The 17443-nt window shown below is 70.5% G+C and carries 15 protein-coding genes and 1 other RNA gene; 6 read left to right on the top strand and 10 right to left on the bottom strand.

What is annotated here, in order from left to right:
- Nucleotides 1-305 precede the first annotated feature (305 nt).
- Genes QQM72_RS25790 through QQM72_RS25770 form a run of 5 tightly spaced genes read left to right on the top strand, consistent with a single transcriptional unit; the run spans nucleotide 306 to nucleotide 6721 of the window.
- On the top strand, nucleotides 306-1619 hold the full coding sequence (locus tag QQM72_RS25790) for an ABC transporter substrate-binding protein (protein WP_314223231.1): 1314 nt from the start codon (nucleotides 306-308) through the stop codon (nucleotides 1617-1619).
- Nucleotides 1616-2581, top strand: a complete 966-nt coding sequence (locus QQM72_RS25785) for a carbohydrate ABC transporter permease (RefSeq protein WP_314223230.1) — start codon at nucleotides 1616-1618, stop codon at nucleotides 2579-2581. The genes QQM72_RS25790 and QQM72_RS25785 overlap by 4 nt, the downstream gene beginning before the upstream one ends.
- Entirely contained in the window at nucleotides 2578-3408 is an 831-nt protein-coding gene (locus tag QQM72_RS25780) for a carbohydrate ABC transporter permease (RefSeq protein ID WP_314223229.1), read from the top strand. The genes QQM72_RS25785 and QQM72_RS25780 overlap by 4 nt, the downstream gene beginning before the upstream one ends.
- A 29-nt stretch (nucleotides 3409-3437) precedes the next feature.
- A complete protein-coding gene (gene yicI / locus QQM72_RS25775) occupies nucleotides 3438-5705 on the top strand; it encodes an alpha-xylosidase (protein ID WP_314223228.1) in 2268 nt (755 codons plus the stop codon).
- A complete protein-coding gene (locus QQM72_RS25770; RefSeq protein ID WP_314223227.1) occupies nucleotides 5705-6721 on the top strand; it encodes a LacI family DNA-binding transcriptional regulator in 1017 nt (338 codons plus the stop codon). The genes yicI and QQM72_RS25770 overlap by 1 nt, the downstream gene beginning before the upstream one ends.
- Here the strand turns inward: QQM72_RS25770 and QQM72_RS25765 are convergent.
- The 6 genes from QQM72_RS25765 to ftsE all read right to left on the bottom strand — a co-directional run bounded on the left by QQM72_RS25765 (nucleotide 6708) and on the right by ftsE (nucleotide 11314).
- Nucleotides 6708-7070: a hypothetical protein gene (locus tag QQM72_RS25765; RefSeq protein WP_314223226.1), complete on the bottom strand. Its 363-nt coding sequence runs from the start codon at nucleotides 7068-7070 to the stop codon at nucleotides 6708-6710. The genes QQM72_RS25770 and QQM72_RS25765 overlap by 14 nt on opposite strands.
- Nucleotides 7071-7235: 165 nt before the next feature.
- Nucleotides 7236-7622: a transfer-messenger RNA gene (ssrA, locus tag QQM72_RS25760) on the bottom strand.
- 168 nt (nucleotides 7623-7790) lie between these two features.
- Nucleotides 7791-8339, bottom strand: a complete 549-nt coding sequence (smpB, locus tag QQM72_RS25755) for an SsrA-binding protein SmpB (RefSeq protein ID WP_037736523.1) — start codon at nucleotides 8337-8339, stop codon at nucleotides 7791-7793.
- Between the two features lie 61 nt (nucleotides 8340-8400).
- Nucleotides 8401-9579 (bottom strand): S41 family peptidase, encoded by a 1179-nt coding sequence (locus QQM72_RS25750; protein WP_314223225.1) that lies wholly within the window; start codon nucleotides 9577-9579, stop codon nucleotides 8401-8403.
- Nucleotides 9580-9646: 67 nt separating this feature from the next.
- Nucleotides 9647-10564, bottom strand: coding sequence for a permease-like cell division protein FtsX (gene ftsX, locus QQM72_RS25745; protein WP_020132391.1), 918 nt, complete (start codon nucleotides 10562-10564; stop codon nucleotides 9647-9649).
- Nucleotides 10565-10624: 60 nt separating this feature from the next.
- Entirely contained in the window at nucleotides 10625-11314 is a 690-nt protein-coding gene (ftsE, locus tag QQM72_RS25740) for a cell division ATP-binding protein FtsE (RefSeq protein ID WP_020132390.1), read from the bottom strand.
- A 236-nt stretch (nucleotides 11315-11550) separates the two neighbouring features.
- Here ftsE and QQM72_RS25735 point away from each other — a divergent pair, with 236 nt between their 5' ends.
- Nucleotides 11551-11745 (top strand): hypothetical protein, encoded by a 195-nt coding sequence (locus QQM72_RS25735; protein WP_020132389.1) that lies wholly within the window; start codon nucleotides 11551-11553, stop codon nucleotides 11743-11745.
- Nucleotides 11746-11833: 88 nt separating this feature from the next.
- On the opposite strand, the gene QQM72_RS25730 is transcribed toward QQM72_RS25735, so the two are convergent.
- The 4 genes from QQM72_RS25730 to QQM72_RS25715 form a co-directional block, all read right to left on the bottom strand.
- Nucleotides 11834-12634, bottom strand: a complete 801-nt coding sequence (locus QQM72_RS25730; protein WP_314223224.1) for a hypothetical protein — start codon at nucleotides 12632-12634, stop codon at nucleotides 11834-11836.
- A 270-nt stretch (nucleotides 12635-12904) separates the two neighbouring features.
- Nucleotides 12905-14011 (bottom strand): peptide chain release factor 2, encoded by a 1107-nt coding sequence (gene prfB / locus QQM72_RS25725; protein WP_054240261.1) that lies wholly within the window; start codon nucleotides 14009-14011, stop codon nucleotides 12905-12907.
- Between the two features lie 297 nt (nucleotides 14012-14308).
- Entirely contained in the window at nucleotides 14309-15562 is a 1254-nt protein-coding gene (locus QQM72_RS25720; protein ID WP_314223223.1) for a serine/threonine-protein kinase, read from the bottom strand.
- 144 nt (nucleotides 15563-15706) lie between these two features.
- Nucleotides 15707-17431: a serine/threonine-protein kinase gene (locus QQM72_RS25715; RefSeq protein WP_314223222.1), complete on the bottom strand. Its 1725-nt coding sequence runs from the start codon at nucleotides 17429-17431 to the stop codon at nucleotides 15707-15709.
- Between the last annotated feature and the right edge of the window lie 12 nt (nucleotides 17432-17443).

The following is a 17443-nucleotide window of genomic DNA, read 5'->3' as shown; positions in this document are numbered from 1 at the left end:
CCGATCGCCAAAGTGATCCCTCGCTGCGCATCAAAGATCGAAGGGGTCAGCGCCTTTCGTCATACAAGCGGCATAGATGGACATAGGGGCAGCGTCACCGAAGAGGCGGCGAGCCGTCCCAGGCATGGCCGGAAAGTTCACTGGCGCCAACACCGGATTGCCCGTTTTCCCCACCCGACCCATTGACGTGACCACAGCAGCCACATACCTTCCCCCGTCGAAGCGCTTCGACGTCACCCATCGAATCGATTCGATGGACGCACCGTGACGCCCTCAGATCCATCCGACTCCCCTGGAGGCTCGCGATGTTGACGGCACGAAGGCGTGTGATGGCACGACGGGGATGGGCGAGCGCGGCGGCGGTCCTCGCCGGATCGCTGCTCCTGGCCTCCTGCGGCGGCTCGGACGGCGGCGGCACCTCCGACGCCAAGACCCTGCGGCTGTGGCACTACGAGGCCCCGAACAGCGCGATGGGCGCGGCCTGGGCAGCGGCGATCAAGGAGTTCGAGGCCCAGCACCCGGGCGTGAAGGTGGAGTTCGAGGAGAAGAGCTTCGAGCAGATCCAGAAGACCGCCCCGATGGTCCTCAACTCCTCCGACGCGCCCGACCTCATGGAGTACAACAAGGGCAACGCGACGGCGGGCCTGCTCTCCAGGCAGGGGCTCCTCACCGACCTGTCCGCCGAGGTGACGAAGCGCGGCTGGGACAAGCTGCTCAGCCCCGGCGTGCGCACCACGAGCCGGTACGACGGCAACGGCGTGATGGGCTCCGGCAAGTGGTACGGCGTGACCGACTACGCCGAGTACACGATGGTGTACTTCAACAAGGACCTGTTCGCGAAGTACCGGCTCGCCGAGCCGAAGACGTTCGACGACCTGGTCGCGGCGATGGACACCTTCGCCGGGCACGGGATCACCCCGCTCGCCAACTCCGGCGCCGAGTACCTGGCCCAGCAGTACGTCTACCAGCTGGCCCTGTCCAGGGCGGACCGCTCCTGGGTCGACTCCTACGAGCTGTACCGGGGGAAGACCGACTTCCACGACGCCGCCTGGACGTACGCGGCCGACACCTTCGCCGACTGGGTGAGGAAGGGCTACATCGGCAAGAGCTCCACCAGCGCCAAGGCCGAGGACGCGGGCGTCTCCTTCCTCCAGGGCAAGGCACCGATCCTGTTCTCCGGCAGCTGGTGGTACGGCCGCTTCCAGGACGAGGCGACGTTCGACTGGGGCACCACCCTGTGGCCCGGCTCGAACCTCACCCCGGGCTCCGGCGGCAACCTCTGGGTCGTCCCCGAGAGCGCCCACAACAAGGAGCTCGCCTACGACTTCATCGACATCACCCTGTCGAAGAAGATCCAGAACCTGCTCGGCAACAAGGGCGGCGTCCCGGTCGCGGCGGACACCGCCGCCATCACCGACCCGAAGTCCAAGGAGCTCATCGCCCACTTCAACACCCTGTCCGGCCGCGACGGCCTGGCCTTCTACCCGGACTGGCCGGTCCCCGGCTTCTACGACGTCCTCGTCTCGGAGACCCAGAAGCTGATCACCGGCAGCGAGAAACCCGACGACTACCTGGACGCGTTGCAAGCGGCGTACGACAAGGGCGTACCGAAGACATGACGGTGACCGTCGAACGCGGCGGGCGGGTGACCGGCAAGCAGGACAGGGCCGTCCACCCGCGCCGTTCCCGCGATTCCTACGCGCTGTTCCTGCTCCCCGGCGCTCTCGCCTTCCTCGCCGTCGTCATCGTGCCGTTCCTGATGAACACCGGGGTGAGCCTCACCGACTGGCAGGGCGTGGGCAGCCCCGAGTGGGCCGGACTCGCCAACTACCGCGAACTGCTGGACGACGTGGGGTTCTGGGAGAGCTTCCGGCACAGCCTCTTCATGGTCGTCGCCATGGCGGTGCTCCCCACGGCCGTCGGACTGGTCCTGGCCGCCGCCCTGTTCGACTACGTCGGCAAGCACTTCGGCAGCCGGACGGCGGCCGTCCTGCGGGCCTGTTTCTATCTCCCGCAGGTGCTGCCCGTCGCGGTCGCCGGCATCGTCTGGAGCTGGATCCTCGCGCCCGACGACGGCTCGCTCAACGAGCTGCTCCGGGCCGTCGGCCTCGGCTCCTGGCGGCAGGACTGGCTCGGCGACCCCGGCCTCGCGCTCTACAGCGTCATGGGCGTGATGGTGTGGGTGCAACTCGGCTTCCCGCTGGTCGTCTTCATGGCGGGACTTCAACGCGTCGACCCGCAGCTGTACGAGGCGGCCGAGCTGGACGGCGCCGGCTGGTGGCGTCGCTTCGCGCACATCACGCTGGCGCAGATCCGCCCGGAGATCTACGTCGTCCTGACCTGGTGCACGATCGCCGCGCTGAAGGTGTTCGGCGCCGTGTACGTCCTGACGAAGGGCGGCCCCGGCGGCGCGACGAACGTCCCCTCCTACTTCTCCTTCACCACGTTCTTCGAGAAGACGCAGGTCGGCTACGGCGCAGCGATCTCCACCGTGCTCACCGTGATCATCCTCGTCCTCTCCCTGGCCGGCCTGCGGCTGCAGACCCGGGCGCAGGACGCGGAGGAAGGACTGCGGACATGAAGGCCGTACGAGCCCTGCGCCGCTACCCGGTCCTCCTGGCCCTCTGCCTGGCCGCCCTCTTCATGATCGTCCCGTTTCTGGTCGTCGCCGTGAACGCGGTCAAGTCCCCGGCGGAGTACGCGCGCAACGGCCCGTTGAGCCTGCCCGAGGGCCTGTACCTGGACGGTCTGAAGGACTTCTGGGAGCGCGTCGACTACAGCCGCAAGCTGCTGAACTCGGTGCTGATCAGCGGGTCGGTGGCGGTGGCGGCGGTGGTCCTGTCGGTGCTGAACGCGTACGCGATCGGCATCGGGCGGATCAGGGGCCGCACCTGGGTCCTGGCCTTCTTCGTGCTGGCCAACATGCTGCCGCAGGAGGCGCTGGTCTACCCGGTGTACTGGCTGAGCAAGCAGGCCGGTCTGTACGACACCCGGCTGAGCGTGATCATCGTCTTCACGGTGATCCAGGCGGCCTTCGGCACCTACCTGCTCTCCGCCGTGCTGAGCCGGTTCCCGCGCGAGATCATCGAGGCGGCCCGGATCGACGGCGCCGACAAGTGGCAGGTGCTGTGGCGGATCGTCGTCCCCGTCAGCCGGCCCACCCTCGGTGTGCTGCTGGTCTTCTTCTTCGTCTGGACCTGGAACGAGTTCCTGCTCCCGCTCGTCATGCTGATCTCCAACGACAACCAGACCGTGTCGGTGGCCCTCGGCGTCCTCCAGGGGCAGCGCCTGATGGACGCCACGATGACCAACGCCGCCGCCCTCCTCGGCGTACTCCCGGCCCTCGTCTTCTTCCTCGTCTTCCAGCGGACCCTCACCCGCGGAATCGCCGTGGGCGCCGTGAAGTAGTGAGGACCGAGCAGTAAGGACCCCCACCCATGAAGTTCACCGACGGTTACTGGCTGCTGCGCGAGGGCGTCACGGCCGCCCACCCGGCCGAGGTCCTCGACGTCGTCGAGTCGGACGGCGTCCTGGAGATCCACGCGCCCACCCGGCCCGTCCGCAGCCGCGGCGACCTGATGACGGGACCGGTCATGACGATCACCGCCCACACCCCGATGCCCGACGTCGTCGGCCTCACCCTGACCCACTTCACGGGCGAGCGGCCCCGCGAGCCCGCCTTCGACCTCACCGAGGCGGAGCCCGCCCCCCTGCTCTCCCACGACGACGCGTACGCGACCCTGACCTCCGGCGCGCTCTGCGTGAAGTTCGCCCGTTCCGGCCCCTGGCACGTGGAGTTCCTCGCCCACGGCCGCATCCTCACCTCCAGCGGCCCCAAGGGCATGGGCATCATGCGGGACGCGGCCGGCGGCCACTATCTGCGCGAGCAGCTCGACCTGGGAGTGGGGACCTCCGTCTACGGCCTCGGCGAGCGCTTCGGCCCGCTGGTCAAGAACGGCCAGGTCGTGGACATCTGGAACGCCGACGGCGGCACGGCGACCGAACAGGCCTACAAGAACGTGCCGTTCTACCTCACGGACGCGGGCTACGGCGTCTTCGTCGACCACCCGGGCAAGGTGTCCTTCGAGGTCGGCTCGGAGGCCGTGTCCCGGGTCCAGTTCAGCGCCGAGACGCAGGAGTTGACCTACTACGTCATCCACGGTCCCACCCCGAAGGACATCCTCCGCAAGTACACCGCCCTCACCGGCCGCCCCGCCCTCCCGCCCGCCTGGTCGTTCGGCCTGTGGCTCTCGACGTCCTTCACCACCTCCTACGACGAGGAGACGGTGACCTCCTTCATCGAGGGCATGCGCGAGCGCGAACTCCCGCTCTCCGTCTTCCACTTCGACTGCTTCTGGATGCGGGAGTTCCACTGGTGCGACTTCCGCTGGGACCCTCGGGTGTTCCCCGACCCGGAGGGCATGCTGGCCCGGCTGAAGGCGAAGGGCCTGCACGTCAGCGTGTGGATCAACCCGTACATCGCCCAGCGGTCGCCGCTCTTCGCGGAGGGCAGGGCGCTCGGCCATCTGCTGAGGCGGCCGGACGGGAGTGTCTGGCAGTGGGACCTGTGGCAGCCCGGCATGGCCCTCGTGGACTTCACCAGCCCCGCCGCCCGCGACTGGTACGCGGCCAAGCTGGAGGCGCTGCTCGCGCAGGGCGTCGACTGCTTCAAGACCGACTTCGGCGAGCGCGTCCCGGTCGACGTGACCTGGTCCGACGGCTCGGACCCGGAGCGGATGCACAACCACTACACGTACCTCTACAACCGCACCGTCTTCGACGTGCTGCGCAAACACCGGGGCGAGGGGGAGGCGGTCGTCTTCGCGCGGTCGGCGACGACCGGCAGCCAGCAGTTCCCGGTGCACTGGGGCGGCGACTGCGAGGCGACGTACGAGTCGATGGCGGAGTCGCTGCGCGGCGGGCTGTCCCTGGGCCTGTCCGGGTTCGGCTTCTGGAGCCACGACATCGGCGGCTTCGAGGGCACACCGACACCGGCGCTGTTCAAGCGCTGGCTGGCCTTCGGCCTGCTGTCCTCGCACAGCAGACTGCACGGCAGCTCCTCGTACCGGGTGCCCTGGCTGTTCGACGAGGAGTCGGTGGACGTGGCCCGGCACTTCACCCGGCTGAAGCTGCGGCTCATGCCCTACCTGTACGAGGCCGCCCGGGTCGCCCACGAGGAGGGCACGCCGATGATGCGGGCGATGGTGCTGGAGTTCCCGGCGGACCCCGGCTGCGCGCACCTGGAACGGCAGTACATGCTCGGCCCGGACCTGCTGGTCGCGCCGGTGTTCAGCGACGCGGGGGACGTGACGTACTACGTCCCCGAGGGCACCTGGACCCACTACCTCACCGGGCGGACGGTGACCGGGCCGCGCTGGGTGCGCGAACGCCACGGGTTCCTCGGCCTGCCGCTGCTGGTGCGGCCGGGCGCGGTGCTCCCGGTGGGCGCCCACGCCGACCGGCCGGACTACCCGCACGCCGACGGGGTCACGCTGCGCACCTACGGCCTGGAGCGCGGCGCCCAGGTGACGGTACGGGTCGGGGACGTGACCTTCACCGTCGTACGGGAGGGGGACACCCTGCGGGCGTCCGCGAGCGACCCCTCGGCGCCGTGGGCGCTGGCGGCCGGGGACCGGGTCGCGCGGGCGGCGGCGGGCACCGGCTTCCTGACCCTGGAGACCTCGGACGACCGGGAGCAGGCCTGATGGTGAAGATCACCGATGTGGCGCGGCACGCCGGAGTCTCCCCCAGCACGGTGTCGTACGCGCTGAGCGGCAAGCGCCCGATCTCCGAGGAGACCCGGCGGCGGGTCGAGGAGGCCGCCCGCACCCTGGGCTACCGCCCGCACGCCGGCGCCCGGGCGCTGGCCAGCAGCCGCTCGAACGTGCTGGCGCTCGTGGTGCCGCTGCGGGCCGGCATCCATGTCCCGGTCGTCATGCAGTTCGCGGTGTCGGTGGTGACGGCGGCCCGCCGGCACGACCACGACGTGCTGCTGCTGACCCAGGAGGAGGGCGAGGAGGGGCTGCGCAGGGTCGCGGACACGGCCCTGGTCGACGCGCTGATCCTGATGGACGTCCAACTCCACGATCCCCGGCTGCCGTTGCTGCGCTCCTTGGACCGGCCGTCCGTGATGATCGGTTTCCCGCTCGAGGCCGACGGGCTGACCTGCATCGACCTCGACTTCCGGGCTGCGGGCGAGCGGTGCGTGGAGCATCTGGCGCAGCTCGGGCACCGGGTGGTCGCTCTGGTCGGGTCGCCGCCGGAGGTGTACGTACGCAAAACGGCCTTCGCGCAGCGTGTGGTCCAGGGTTTCACCGCGGCCGCCGACCGGGCGGGGCTCGCCTCCGCGGTCCACCCCTGCGAGGCGACCCCGGCCGCGGCCCGCCGGGTGGCGGAGCGGCTGCTGCGCGAGCAGCCCGCGCTGACGGGGGTGGTGGTCCACAACGAGGCGGTCCTGGAGCCGCTCGTCGACGCGTTCGAGCAGCTGGGCCTGCGGGTCCCCGGCGACCTGTCGGTCACGGCGATCTGCCCGGACGAGCTGGCAGCGGGGCTGCGGACGCCGGTCACCTCCGTCGCGCTGCCGTCGGCGGAGGTGGGTGAGCGTGCGGTGGAGCTGCTGATGCGCAAGCTCGACGGCGGGACCGCACCCGAGGCGACCCTGCTGCCGCCCGCGCTGACCGTGCGGGCGAGTACGGCCCCGCGGACGGTCAGTCCACGCTGACCGGGTTGCCGAGGCGGGTCCCCAGCAGCGCGCAGGACACGCCCTGGACGCCTTCGTAGCCCACGGTCCGTCCGGGGGCGAGTTCCCGGGCGAGGCGTTCGGCCAGCGTCTCGCCCTCCTCGTGCAGCCGCAGGAACGCGGTGTCCCAGCGGAAGTCGTCGCGGTCGGCCAGCCAGGTGTTCATGGCCGCGTCGATGCCGGTCGCCCATGCGGACAGGTCGGCGACCAGGGCGGCGGACAGGCCGAGGGCGGCCGCGGGGTCGTCCGGGGCGAAGTCGTCGTAGGAGCCCGTGCGGAGCGGCTGCGCGTGGTATTCGCCCAGGAGCGTGATGTGCGGCGGCTCGTCCACCGGGCCTCCCTCTCTTCGTCCGACGTGTCACGACAAGAACCCCGCCGCTCGGGAGCGACGGGGTTCTTGTTCACATGGGATGAGGGGGTCTGGGGGGCATGCCCCCCAGACCGAAGGCGAGGTGGCCTGGGCTCGCGCAGTGTGCGAGCACAGGCCACCTCCATCTCGTGGAGATGGCGGGAATCGAACCCGCGTCCAACGGTGCAGAATCAGGGCTTCTCCGTGTGCAGTTCGCTGTGATTTTCTCGGCCCCGGTGATCACGCGAACAAGTCGCCGACGGGCCCAGTCACTGTTTGATTTCCCATCCGACCCCGTGACCGGGCCAGATGGTTTAGTTCCCTAGATTATGCCAGGATCCGGGCCGGGAACACTCCCGGGCTGACACCCTTTAGGGTCCTACCTCACTGCTTATTAGGCAGCGAGAGCGTAGGACTGGGAATCGCTCTTGGTATTGGCGATTATTTTTTGCGACATATGGTTTACGAGATCATTGCCGCTTCCTCGACACGCTTCCCCTGCTTCAACAGTCGCTGTCGAAACCGATCATCCCCATGTTGATTTTTCAATCCCTCCGAGGAGGGCCCCTCCGGAGAGGGTTTTCGCGCCTGCTGTGAGGCACTGGTGCCATCGTACGTGACCAACGCACGACGGTGCCACCGTATTCCCGGCGAGCTCCGCCTCCGAGCGGTCCCGGCGGCCACGGGTGACAGGTGCGGCGGTTACGCGTGGCGCTGCCTGCGCTTCGCGGCCGCGATCACCCGGTCCGTCTCCCGGCGGTCCTGCTGCTCGCGCAGGGTCTGCCGCTTGTCGTACTCCTTCTTGCCGCGCGCCAGCGCGATCTCGGCCTTCGCCCGGCCGTCCTTGAAGTAGACGGCGAGGGCCACGATCGTGTGGCCCGTCTCCTCGGACTTCACCGCCAGCTTGTCGATCTCCTCGCGGTGCAGCAGCAGCTTGCGCTTGCGGCGCGCGGAGTGGTTGGTCCAGCTGCCCTGGAAGTACTCGGGGATGTGCGCGGCGTGCAGCCACGCCTCGTTCCCCTCGATCTGGACGAAGGCGTCGGTCAGCGAGGCGCGCCCCTCGCGCAGCGACTTCACCTCGGTGCCGGTGAGGACGAGCCCGGCCTCGTAGACGTCGATGATCGCGTAGTCGTGCCGGGCCTTCTTGTTCTGCGCGACGATCTTGCGCTTGCCGTCCTTGACCTTGCCGGACGCGGCCGCCCCGCCCTGCTTCGGCTGGGACTCCTTCGGTACGTACATTCCCTTGCTCATAGTGCAGCCAGTTTCGCACCCGGAGGCCCACCGAGGGAAAGCCGATTACGCGGGCGGTCGCTCAGGGCGCGTCCCCGAGGCCGCTCAGCACGGTCTCGGCCCGCTCCAGCGCCCCGTCGTCCGCCTCCAGGTCGGGGGTGATGCCCCGGCCGTCGACACCGTGACCGGAAGGGGTGCGGTAGTGCCCGACGGTCAGCTCGGCGACGGAGCCGTCGGGCAGCCGGCTCGGCATCTGGACCGAGCCCTTGCCGAAGGTACGGGAGCCCACCACGACCGCGCGGCCACGGTCCTGGAGGGCGCCGGTGAGCAGTTCGGCGGCGCTCATCGTGCCGCCGTCGACGAGTGCGACCAGGGGGCTGGTGGTGTCGCCACCGCCCTCGGCGTGCAGGGCGCGCTGGTCGCCGTCGACGTCGTAGGTGGCGACCAGGCCGCCGTCGAGGAAGGCGGAGGCGGCGGAGACGGCCTCGGTGACCAGGCCGCCGGAGTTGCCGCGCAGATCGAGGACGATCCCGGCCCCCGCGGGGGTCCCGCGGACGGCGCTGCGCACGCTGTCGCCGACGCCCTTGGTGAACGCGGCGACGGTGATGACGGTGGTGTCGTCGGAAAGCCGGTGGACGGTGACGGAGTCCGTGGACAGGAGCGCCCGGCGCAGGGTCTCGGTCCACGCGCGCGTGCCGCGCTGCAGGCCGAGCCGGACGGGGCTGCCCGCGCTCGCGCCCGTGGCGTCACCGCGGAGTAAGGAGACGACGTCGGTGACCGGGAGGCCTTCGACGGACCGTCCGTCCACGCTGCGCAGGCAGTCGCCCGCGCGGATCCCGGCGGCGGCCGCGGGCGATCCCGACCGCACCTTGGTCACCTCGATCCGGCCGTCCCGGTCGCCTCGCGCCTCCAGGCCGACGCCGGTGTACCGGCCGTCGAGGGACGCCTCGAACTCCTCGTACTCACCCTCGGAGTAGACGGCCGCCCAGCGGTCCCCGCTGCGGCTGACGGCGCGCTCGGCGGCCTCCATCGGGGACTTGCCGTCCGCGGCGGCCTCCTCGGCGGCCCGTGTCACGTCCTCGGAGTGGCCGGCGGAGGCCGGGGAGGGGGCGGCGCCCGCGGCGCTCCGCCCGCCCTGCGCGGGGTCGCCCGGCAGCGATCCGGTGGCGGCGCCGGCGACGAGCACGCTCGCGAACATCAATGTCAGGGCGGCCCCGCGGCCGAAACGGCGGGGCTGACAGAACAGGTCACGGCCTGACATGGCGGTGAGTCTAGGGGAACGCGAAGGGCCGTACGGTCGGTTGACCGTACGGCCCGCGGGGCGTGCGTCACACCTTCAGGTACTTGCGCAGCGCGAAGAACGCGGCCAACGCGGGCATCAGCAGGCTCGTGGCCAGGATGAGCGGAAGTTTCGTCAACACGGCGTCCCAGCCGATGAAGTTGATCAGGTTCAGCTTCTCGGACAGGGCCAGGCCGTTGTCGATGATGAAGTACCGGGCGATCACCAGGAATCCGCAGGCGACCGTGCCGCCGATCAGCCCGGCGACCGCGGCCTCGGCGATGAACGGCGCCTGGATGTAGAAGCCGGAGGCGCCGACGAGCCGCATGATCCCCGTCTCACGCCGTCGGCTGAAGGCCGAGACGCGCACGGTGTTGACGATCAGCATCAGCGCCACGACGAGCATCAGCGCCATGACCGCCCGCGCCGCCCAGTTCATGCCGTTGAGCAGCCCGAAGAGGTTGTCCAGGATGCCCTTCTGGTCCTGCACGGACTGCACGCCGTCGCGCCCGTCGAAGGCGGTCGCGATGACCTGGTACTTCTCCGGGTCCTTCAGCTTGATGCGGTACGACTCCTGCATCTGGTCCGGCGTGAGGGAGCTGGCCAGCGGGGAGTCGCCGAACTGCTCCTTGTAGTGCTTGTACGCGTCGTCCTGCGACTCGTACGTCACCTTCTCGACGACCCCCATCTTGTCGAGGTCGGACTTGATCTGCTTCTTCTGGTCCGCGGTGACCGCGCCCTTGGCGCAGTTCGGGTCGGACTCGGCGTCGCTCTTGTTGCAGAGGAACACCGAGACGTTGACCTTGTCGTACCAGTAGCCCTTCATCGTGCTGACCTGGTCGCTCATCAGGAGCGACCCGCCGAAGAGCGCCAGGGACAGGGCGACGGAGACGACGACGGCGAAGGTCATCGTCAGGTTGCGGCGGAGACCGACACCGATCTCCGACAGTACGAACTGGGCGCGCATGGCGAGTTGTTCAGGCCTTTCCGGGGACGTCCGCGAGGGCGGGGGCGATGGCGGGGGCGGTCAGTGCTGGTAGCCGTAGACGCCACGCGCCTGGTCGCGGACGAGGCGGCCCTGCTCCAGCTCGATGACGCGCTTGCGCATCTGGTCCACGATGTTCTGGTCGTGCGTGGCCATCAGCACGGTGGTGCCCGTCCGGTTGATCCGGTCGAGCAGCTTCATGATGCCGACGGAGGTCTGCGGGTCGAGGTTGCCGGTGGGCTCGTCCGCGATCAGCAGCTTGGGCCGGTTCACGAAGGCGCGCGCGATGGCGACGCGCTGCTGCTCACCGCCGGACAGCTCACCGGGCATCCGGTCCTCCTTGCCGCCGAGCCCGACGAGGTCGAGCACCTGCGGCACGGACTTGCGGATCTCGCCCTTCGACTTACCGATGACCTCCTGCGCGAAGGCGACGTTCTCCGCCACCGTCTTGTTCGGCAGCAGCCGGAAGTCCTGGAAGACCGTCCCCAGCTGGCGGCGCATCTGCGGCACCTTCCAGTTGGAGAGGCGCGCGAGATCCTTGCCCAGGACGTGCACCTGACCGTGGCTGGTCCGCTCCTCGCGGAGTACCAGCCGCAGGAAGGTGGACTTGCCGGAGCCGGAGGATCCCACGAGGAACACGAACTCGCCCTTCTCCACCTCGAGGGAGACATCCCTGAGTGCGGGGCGGGTCTGCTTGGGGTAGACCTTGGAGACGTTGTCGAATCGGATCACGGGTGCACCACGGGTCGCCGGGGGTAGATGAGCGTGACCATACGCGAACCGGGGAGGGCGGCGCAGGCGTCGGGAGGGGTTGAGTGGGGCTTGTGCGTTTTTGTACGGGACTTTGTGCGCCCCCCGCTGTCCGGGTGGGCCGCGCGGCCCCCGGAGGAACCTGGCACAGTGGAGGGGGAACGTTCCCGTTCCCCGAAGCGTTGTGTACGTGGAACCGGTGCAAGGAGGGCGAGCGCATGACGTACGACCGGCTGGTGTGCGCTAACTGCGCCGCGCCCGTGAGCGAGGGCCGGTGCCCGGTGTGCCGCGCGAACCGCGAGCGGCTGCAGCAACAGGACAACTTCTTCGCGGGGCTGAACCCGATGGCGCTGATCGCGCTGCTCGCGGTGCTGGTGGCAGCGCTGGCGCTGCTGGCCCACCAGACCGCGTAGCCCCCCGGACACGCACGGAAAGGGGCCCGGAGCTCATCGCCCCGGGCCCCTTCGCGTGTACGTCATGTACGGACGCGACCACCTGACGTCAGGCAGCGGCTCCGTCACGGCCGGCCGCGAGGCGCGGCAGCACCCGGAAGCCGATGCCGCCGGCGATCATCGTGGCGGCACCGATGATCAGGAAGCTGGTCTGACCGGCACCGGTCTCGGCGAGCTCCTTGCCACCACCCTGCGCGCTGGTGTCGACGGCGGAGTCCGAGGTGTCGGTCAGCGCGGAGCTGCCCTCCTCCTGGGTGGAGGTGCCGTCGGTGTCCGTACCGCCGGCGGTGGAGCCACCGCCGGTGGAGCTCGAACCGCCGGTGGTGCCGGAGCCGCCGGTCGAGGTGCTGCCCTGCGAGGACGAGCCGGACGAGGTGCTGCCCTCGGACGAGCCCGACGAGGTGTTGCCCTCGCTGGAGCTGCCGGAGGACGTGTTGCCGTTCGAGGTGCCGGTGGACGTACCCTCCGACGTACCGGAGGACGTGCCCGCCGACGTACCGGAGGACGTACCCTCCGACGTACCGGAGGACGTACCCTCCGACGTGCCCGAGGACGTACCCTCCGACGTGCCCGAGGACGTACCCTCCGACGTGCCCGAGGACGTACCCTCCGACGTGCCCGAGGACGTACCCTCCGACGCGCCGGGGTCGGTGCACTCGGGGTTGGTCGGGAAGAGGTCGCAGAGCGGCGGGTCGTCCTGGGTCTGGACGTCGGCCGTGGCGACCGTGCTCGTGTCGACAAGAGCGTCGTCGTCGGCCGAGGCGACGCCGGCGACCGTCAGCGAGGCGCCCGCGGCGATCACGGCGCCGGCGGCTATCCGCGCGAACCGGATCCGCGTCTTCTTGGTCATATAGCTGCTACCCCCAGTAGCTGAATCGTCGATGAGGCCGCGCCCGGGGCCGTGATCGACGGAGGTAGCTGAGCTGTAGCTGAAGCCCCCGGTTCACATGCGCCCCGGAGATACGCATGCCACACTGCACCCTCCCCACTTTTCAAAGCATCGTCAAGGTCGTTGCGTACGCAATGTCCAAGTCGGGGCGCTTTGCGCGGCGTTGGTGCTGTGAATGTGACATAAAAAGCAACCGCCCCTGATTCAGGGGCGGTTACCTTGTCGACAAAGTTACTTCTCTTGCTGCTTGCGCCAGCGAATTCCGGCTTCCAGGAACCCGTCGATCTCGCCGTTGAACACGGCCTCGGGGTTACCGACCTCGAACTCGGTGCGCAGGTCCTTGACCATCTGGTACGGGTGCAGGACGTACGAACGCATCTGGTTGCCCCAGGAGTTGCCGCCGTCGCCCTTGAGCGCGTCCATCTTGGCCTGCTCCTCCTGCCGGCGCCGGTCGAGCAGCTTGGCCTGGAGGACGTTCATCGCGGACGCCTTGTTCTGGATCTGCGACCGCTCGTTCTGGCAGGAGACGACGATGCCGGTGGGGAGGTGGGTGAGGCGCACCGCGGAGTCGGTGGTGTTCACGCCCTGGCCGCCGGGGCCGGAGGACCGGTAGACGTCGACGCGCAGCTCGGACTCGTCGATCTCGATGTGGTCGGTGGTCTCCACCACGGGAAGGATCTCGACACCCGCGAAGGAGGTCTGCCGACGCCCCTGGTTGTCGAAGGGGGAGATCCGCACCAGCCGGTGCGTGCCCTGCTCCACGGAGAGGGTGCCGTAGGCGTACGGGATCTGCACGGCGAAGGTGGTCGACTTGATGCCGGCCTCTTCGGCGTACGACGTCTCGTAGATCTCGGTCTTGTAGCCGTGCTGCTCCGCCCACCGCAGGTACATCCGCTGGAGCTTCTCCGCGAAGTCGGCGGCGTCGACGCCACCGGCCTCGGCACGGATGTTCACGAGCGCCTCGCGGGAGTCGTACTCGCCGCTGAGCAGCGTACGGACCTCCATCTCGTCCAGCGCCTTCTTGACGGAGGTGAGCTCGGACTCGGCCTCGGCGAGGGTGTCCGGGTCGTCCTCCTCCTGGGCCATCTCGAACAGCACGGAGAGATCGTCGATCCGGCTGCGCAGCGCGTCCGCCTTCCTGACCTCGGCCTGGAGGTGGGACAGCTTGCTGGTGATCTTCTGCGCCTCGTCCGGGTTGTCCCACAGGGACGGCGCGGCCGCCTGCTCCTCGAGCACGGCGATATCTGCCCTCAGCTTGTCGAGGTCCAGAACGGCCTCGATCGACTCCATGGTCGAGGAGAGGGACTTGAGCTCTTCGGATACATCGACGACTGCCACGCCTCCAGCCTAACGGACCCGGCATCCGGGCCCGCCCGGCCTCGGCCGCCGAGCCCGACCACCCCGCCCCGCCCCGCCTCGCCTCGCCTCGACCCGGCCCGCCTCGCCCCGGCCTGGACATCCCAGCCCATCCGACCTCGACCGCCGGCCCCGACCGGCGAGCCCGCTCGACACATCCCAACCCGCCCTACGCCGGCCGACGGGCCTGGGGCAGCACGTCCCGGCCCCGTCCGGCGAATCGAGGACGGGTCCCCTTCAGGGCCGATGCGGGGGTCCGGGGGGCGGCGGCGCCCAGGGTCAGGGAGAATCCGGCGCCGAGTTCTTCGTGTCCTGCGGAGTCGCCCCCGCGTCGTCGCCGGAGGTGGCCGCCCAGGTGCCGATGCCCGCGGCGGCGACCAGGGCCACCGCCGCCACGCCGAGCGTGATCCGCCGCCGCCGGGTGGCGGAACGGTTCCGTGCCGAGCCGGGCCGCGGCGCGCCCGCCGCCCTCGGCACCCGTGCCGTGCCGTGCGCCCCGCCCGCCAGCTCGTCCGGCGCGGGCACCCGCATCGACGTGTGGGTGTCCCGGTTGGAGTCCGGCTTCGCGCCGGGCACCAGCGGGACCGACCCGCGCCGCGCCCGCCCGGAGGGCGCCGCGGGCGAGGACGCGGAGGGCGCGGCCTCGGCCGGCTCGCCCTCCCCCTCCTCCTGCTCCGGGTCCGGCTCGTCGACGTCCAGCGGCGGCATCCCGGCCAGCGTCGGCAGCTGCTCCCGCAGCCGCGCCGCCAGTTCGGACGCCCGCAGCCGGGAGGCCGGCGCCTTCGCCAGGCACTGCACGAGAAGCTGCCACAGCTCGTCCGTGATGCCGGGGAGCGGGGCGACGGACTCCGTGACGTGCCGGCGCAGCACCGCGCCGGGATGGCCGCCGCCGAACGGGGTGAAGCCCGCGAGGAGCTCGTACAGCACGGTCGCCAGGGCGTAGATGTCCACCGAGGCGCGCGGCGGCAGGCCCTCCACGATCTCCGGGGCCAGGTAGTCCGGGGTGCCGATGATCTTCGTGGCGCGGGTCCGTTTGGGGGTGTCGATCAGTTTCGCGACGCCGAAGTCGGTCAGCAGCGCGCGGTGCGAGCCGCCGGGGCCGAGCGGACCCTGCATGTCGAGCAGGATGTTCTCGGGCTTCACGTCGCGGTGGACGATCCCGGCCGCGTGCGCGGCGGCCAGTCCCTCGGCGATGTCCGCGACGATCGCCACGGCGGCCTCGGGCGCGAGCCGTCGGTCCCGTTCGAGGCGGGTGCGCAGGTCCGTGCCGCGGACGAGGTCCATGACCAGGGCCAGGTCGTTGCCGTCGACCACCAGGTCCCGTACGGAGACCACGTGCGGGTGCTCCAGGCCGAGCAGTGCCGTGCGCTCCTGCACGAAGCGGCCCACGAGCTCCTCGTCGGAGGCGAGGTCCTCGCGCAGCAGCTTGACGGCGACGGGCCCGTCCGGTCCGTCGCCCAGCCACACCGTGCCGGCGCTGCCCCGTCCCAGGATCTGGTGGGCGGTGTACCGGCTGCCGATCTTCCGTGCCAAGGCTGCTCCTACAGACGCGTGTTGCCCATCAAAGTACGCGTCCGAGGAGCCAACCTTCACCGCGGAGACGGAAATCACCCGCCGGATGTCGACAAGTACACAAGCTCACGGTCGGAACCGGAGCCCGTGGCGCTCGCCGGTGCCTCAGTTGCCCGTGCCGCCCGTGCCGCTGCCGCCCGAGTCGGCCAGGTCGCCGATCCAGCCGGTGACGTCGTTGAACCAGCCGCTGATCAGCTGCCAGTAGTTCTTGCCGGTGCCGATCCAGCCCTGGAGCGGGCTCAGCTCCCAGATCAGCCATCCGGCCACGAACAGGATGACGATCGTGAACAGACAGCCCTTCAGGCAGCCCAGCCCGGGGATCTTCATCGGGTTGGCACCGCGCTGCCTCGGCTCCCGCGGTTGCCGGGGTTCCGGCTCCGGCCGCTGCCTCGGCTGCTGCTGGGGCGCCGGCGCGTACCGCTGGGGCTGGTGCTGCGGCTGCTGGTGCTGCGGCGGCGCGTACTGCTGCTGCGGCTGCGCCTGCGGCTGCCCCGGGTAGCCGTAGCCGGGGGGCTGCTGCCGGCGCTGCTGTTGCTGCTGGTTCTGCTGCGGGTACTGCTGCTGCGGCTGCTGCTGCTGGCGGGAGACCTGCCGCTGGGGGCGGCGGCGCAGCGGGTCCTCGCCGGGGTCGAGGTACTGCTGGACCTGGGTCGGCTCGTTGCGGTCGCGGGCGGCCCGCATCTGGGACTGCCAGGGATGCGGCTCCTGGCCCTGCTGTCCCTGCTGGCCCTGGCCCTGGTGTCCCGCCTGGTGCGGCGGCACCGGCGGCAGGACGGCCGTCGGATCGGCGGCGCCCGCCGGACCGCTGGTGTGCGGCAGCACGGCGGTGGGGTCGGCTGCGCCGGCGGGACCGCTGGTGTGCGGCAGCACGCTGGTCGCGGCGTTCGGGCCGTAGGCGCCGCCCGGCACGGTCGCGGGCGTCGGGTCGGGCGCGAGGAGGTGGCCGACGCCGTCGGCGGCGGCGATCTGCATCGAGTTCGCGTGCACCCCGATGCCCTCGGCCACGATGCGCAGCCCGCGCGCGAGGTTCTCGGCGCCCGGCCGGTCGTCGGGGTTCTTGCGCAGACAGCGCTCGATGACCGTCCAGAGCGGGTCGGGGACCGTGGACGGACGGCGCGGCTCGGCGTTCAGGTGCTGGTGCAGGACCTCGAGGGCGGAGCCGCCGGAGAACGGCGGACGCCCGGTGACCAGCTCGTACAGCAGGATGCCGGCGCCGTAGATGTCCACGGCCGAGGTCTGCGGACGGCCCTCGGCGGACTCCGGCGCGACGTACGCGGGCGTGCCGACGAACTCGCTGGTCCGGGTCAGGCCCGGGGAGTCGGCGAGGCGCGCGATGCCGAAGTCGGTGAGCAGCGGGTGCATCTGCCCGCCGTTCTGCATCAGCAGGACGTTGGCCGGCTTCAGGTCGCGGTGCACGACGCCGTCGGCGTGGCTGGCGGCGAGCGCGTCGGCGACCTGCGCGGTGAGCAGGGCGGCGGCGACGGGTGTGAAGGGGCCGTTCTCGCGCAGGTAGCGGTGCAGGTCGGGGCCGTCGACGAGGTCCATGACCAGCGCCAGCAGATCGCCCTCGACGACCAGGTCGCGGACCCGGACGATGTTCGGGTGGGTCAGGCGCAGCAGCACCGAACGCTCGCGCAGGAAGCGCATCACGACATCGGGGTCGTTCGCGAGCTCCTCCTTGAGGACCTTGATCGCGACGGTCTCCCCGGGCTGACCGGCCACGGCCGCCTCGGCGCCCGCGGTCTCGCGCTGGCGCGCTCGCCAGACGGTGCCCGTGGCGCCGCGTCCGAGCGGCTCCTCGAGCAGGTACTTGCTGCCGACTGGCCGCACGTCACGCGCTCC

It is taken from the genome of Streptomyces zaehneri, assembly GCF_032248645.1.
GTDB classification, from domain to species: domain Bacteria; phylum Actinomycetota; class Actinomycetes; order Streptomycetales; family Streptomycetaceae; genus Streptomyces; species Streptomyces coriariae.
This window is presented reverse-complemented; position numbering and strand designations above follow the sequence as displayed.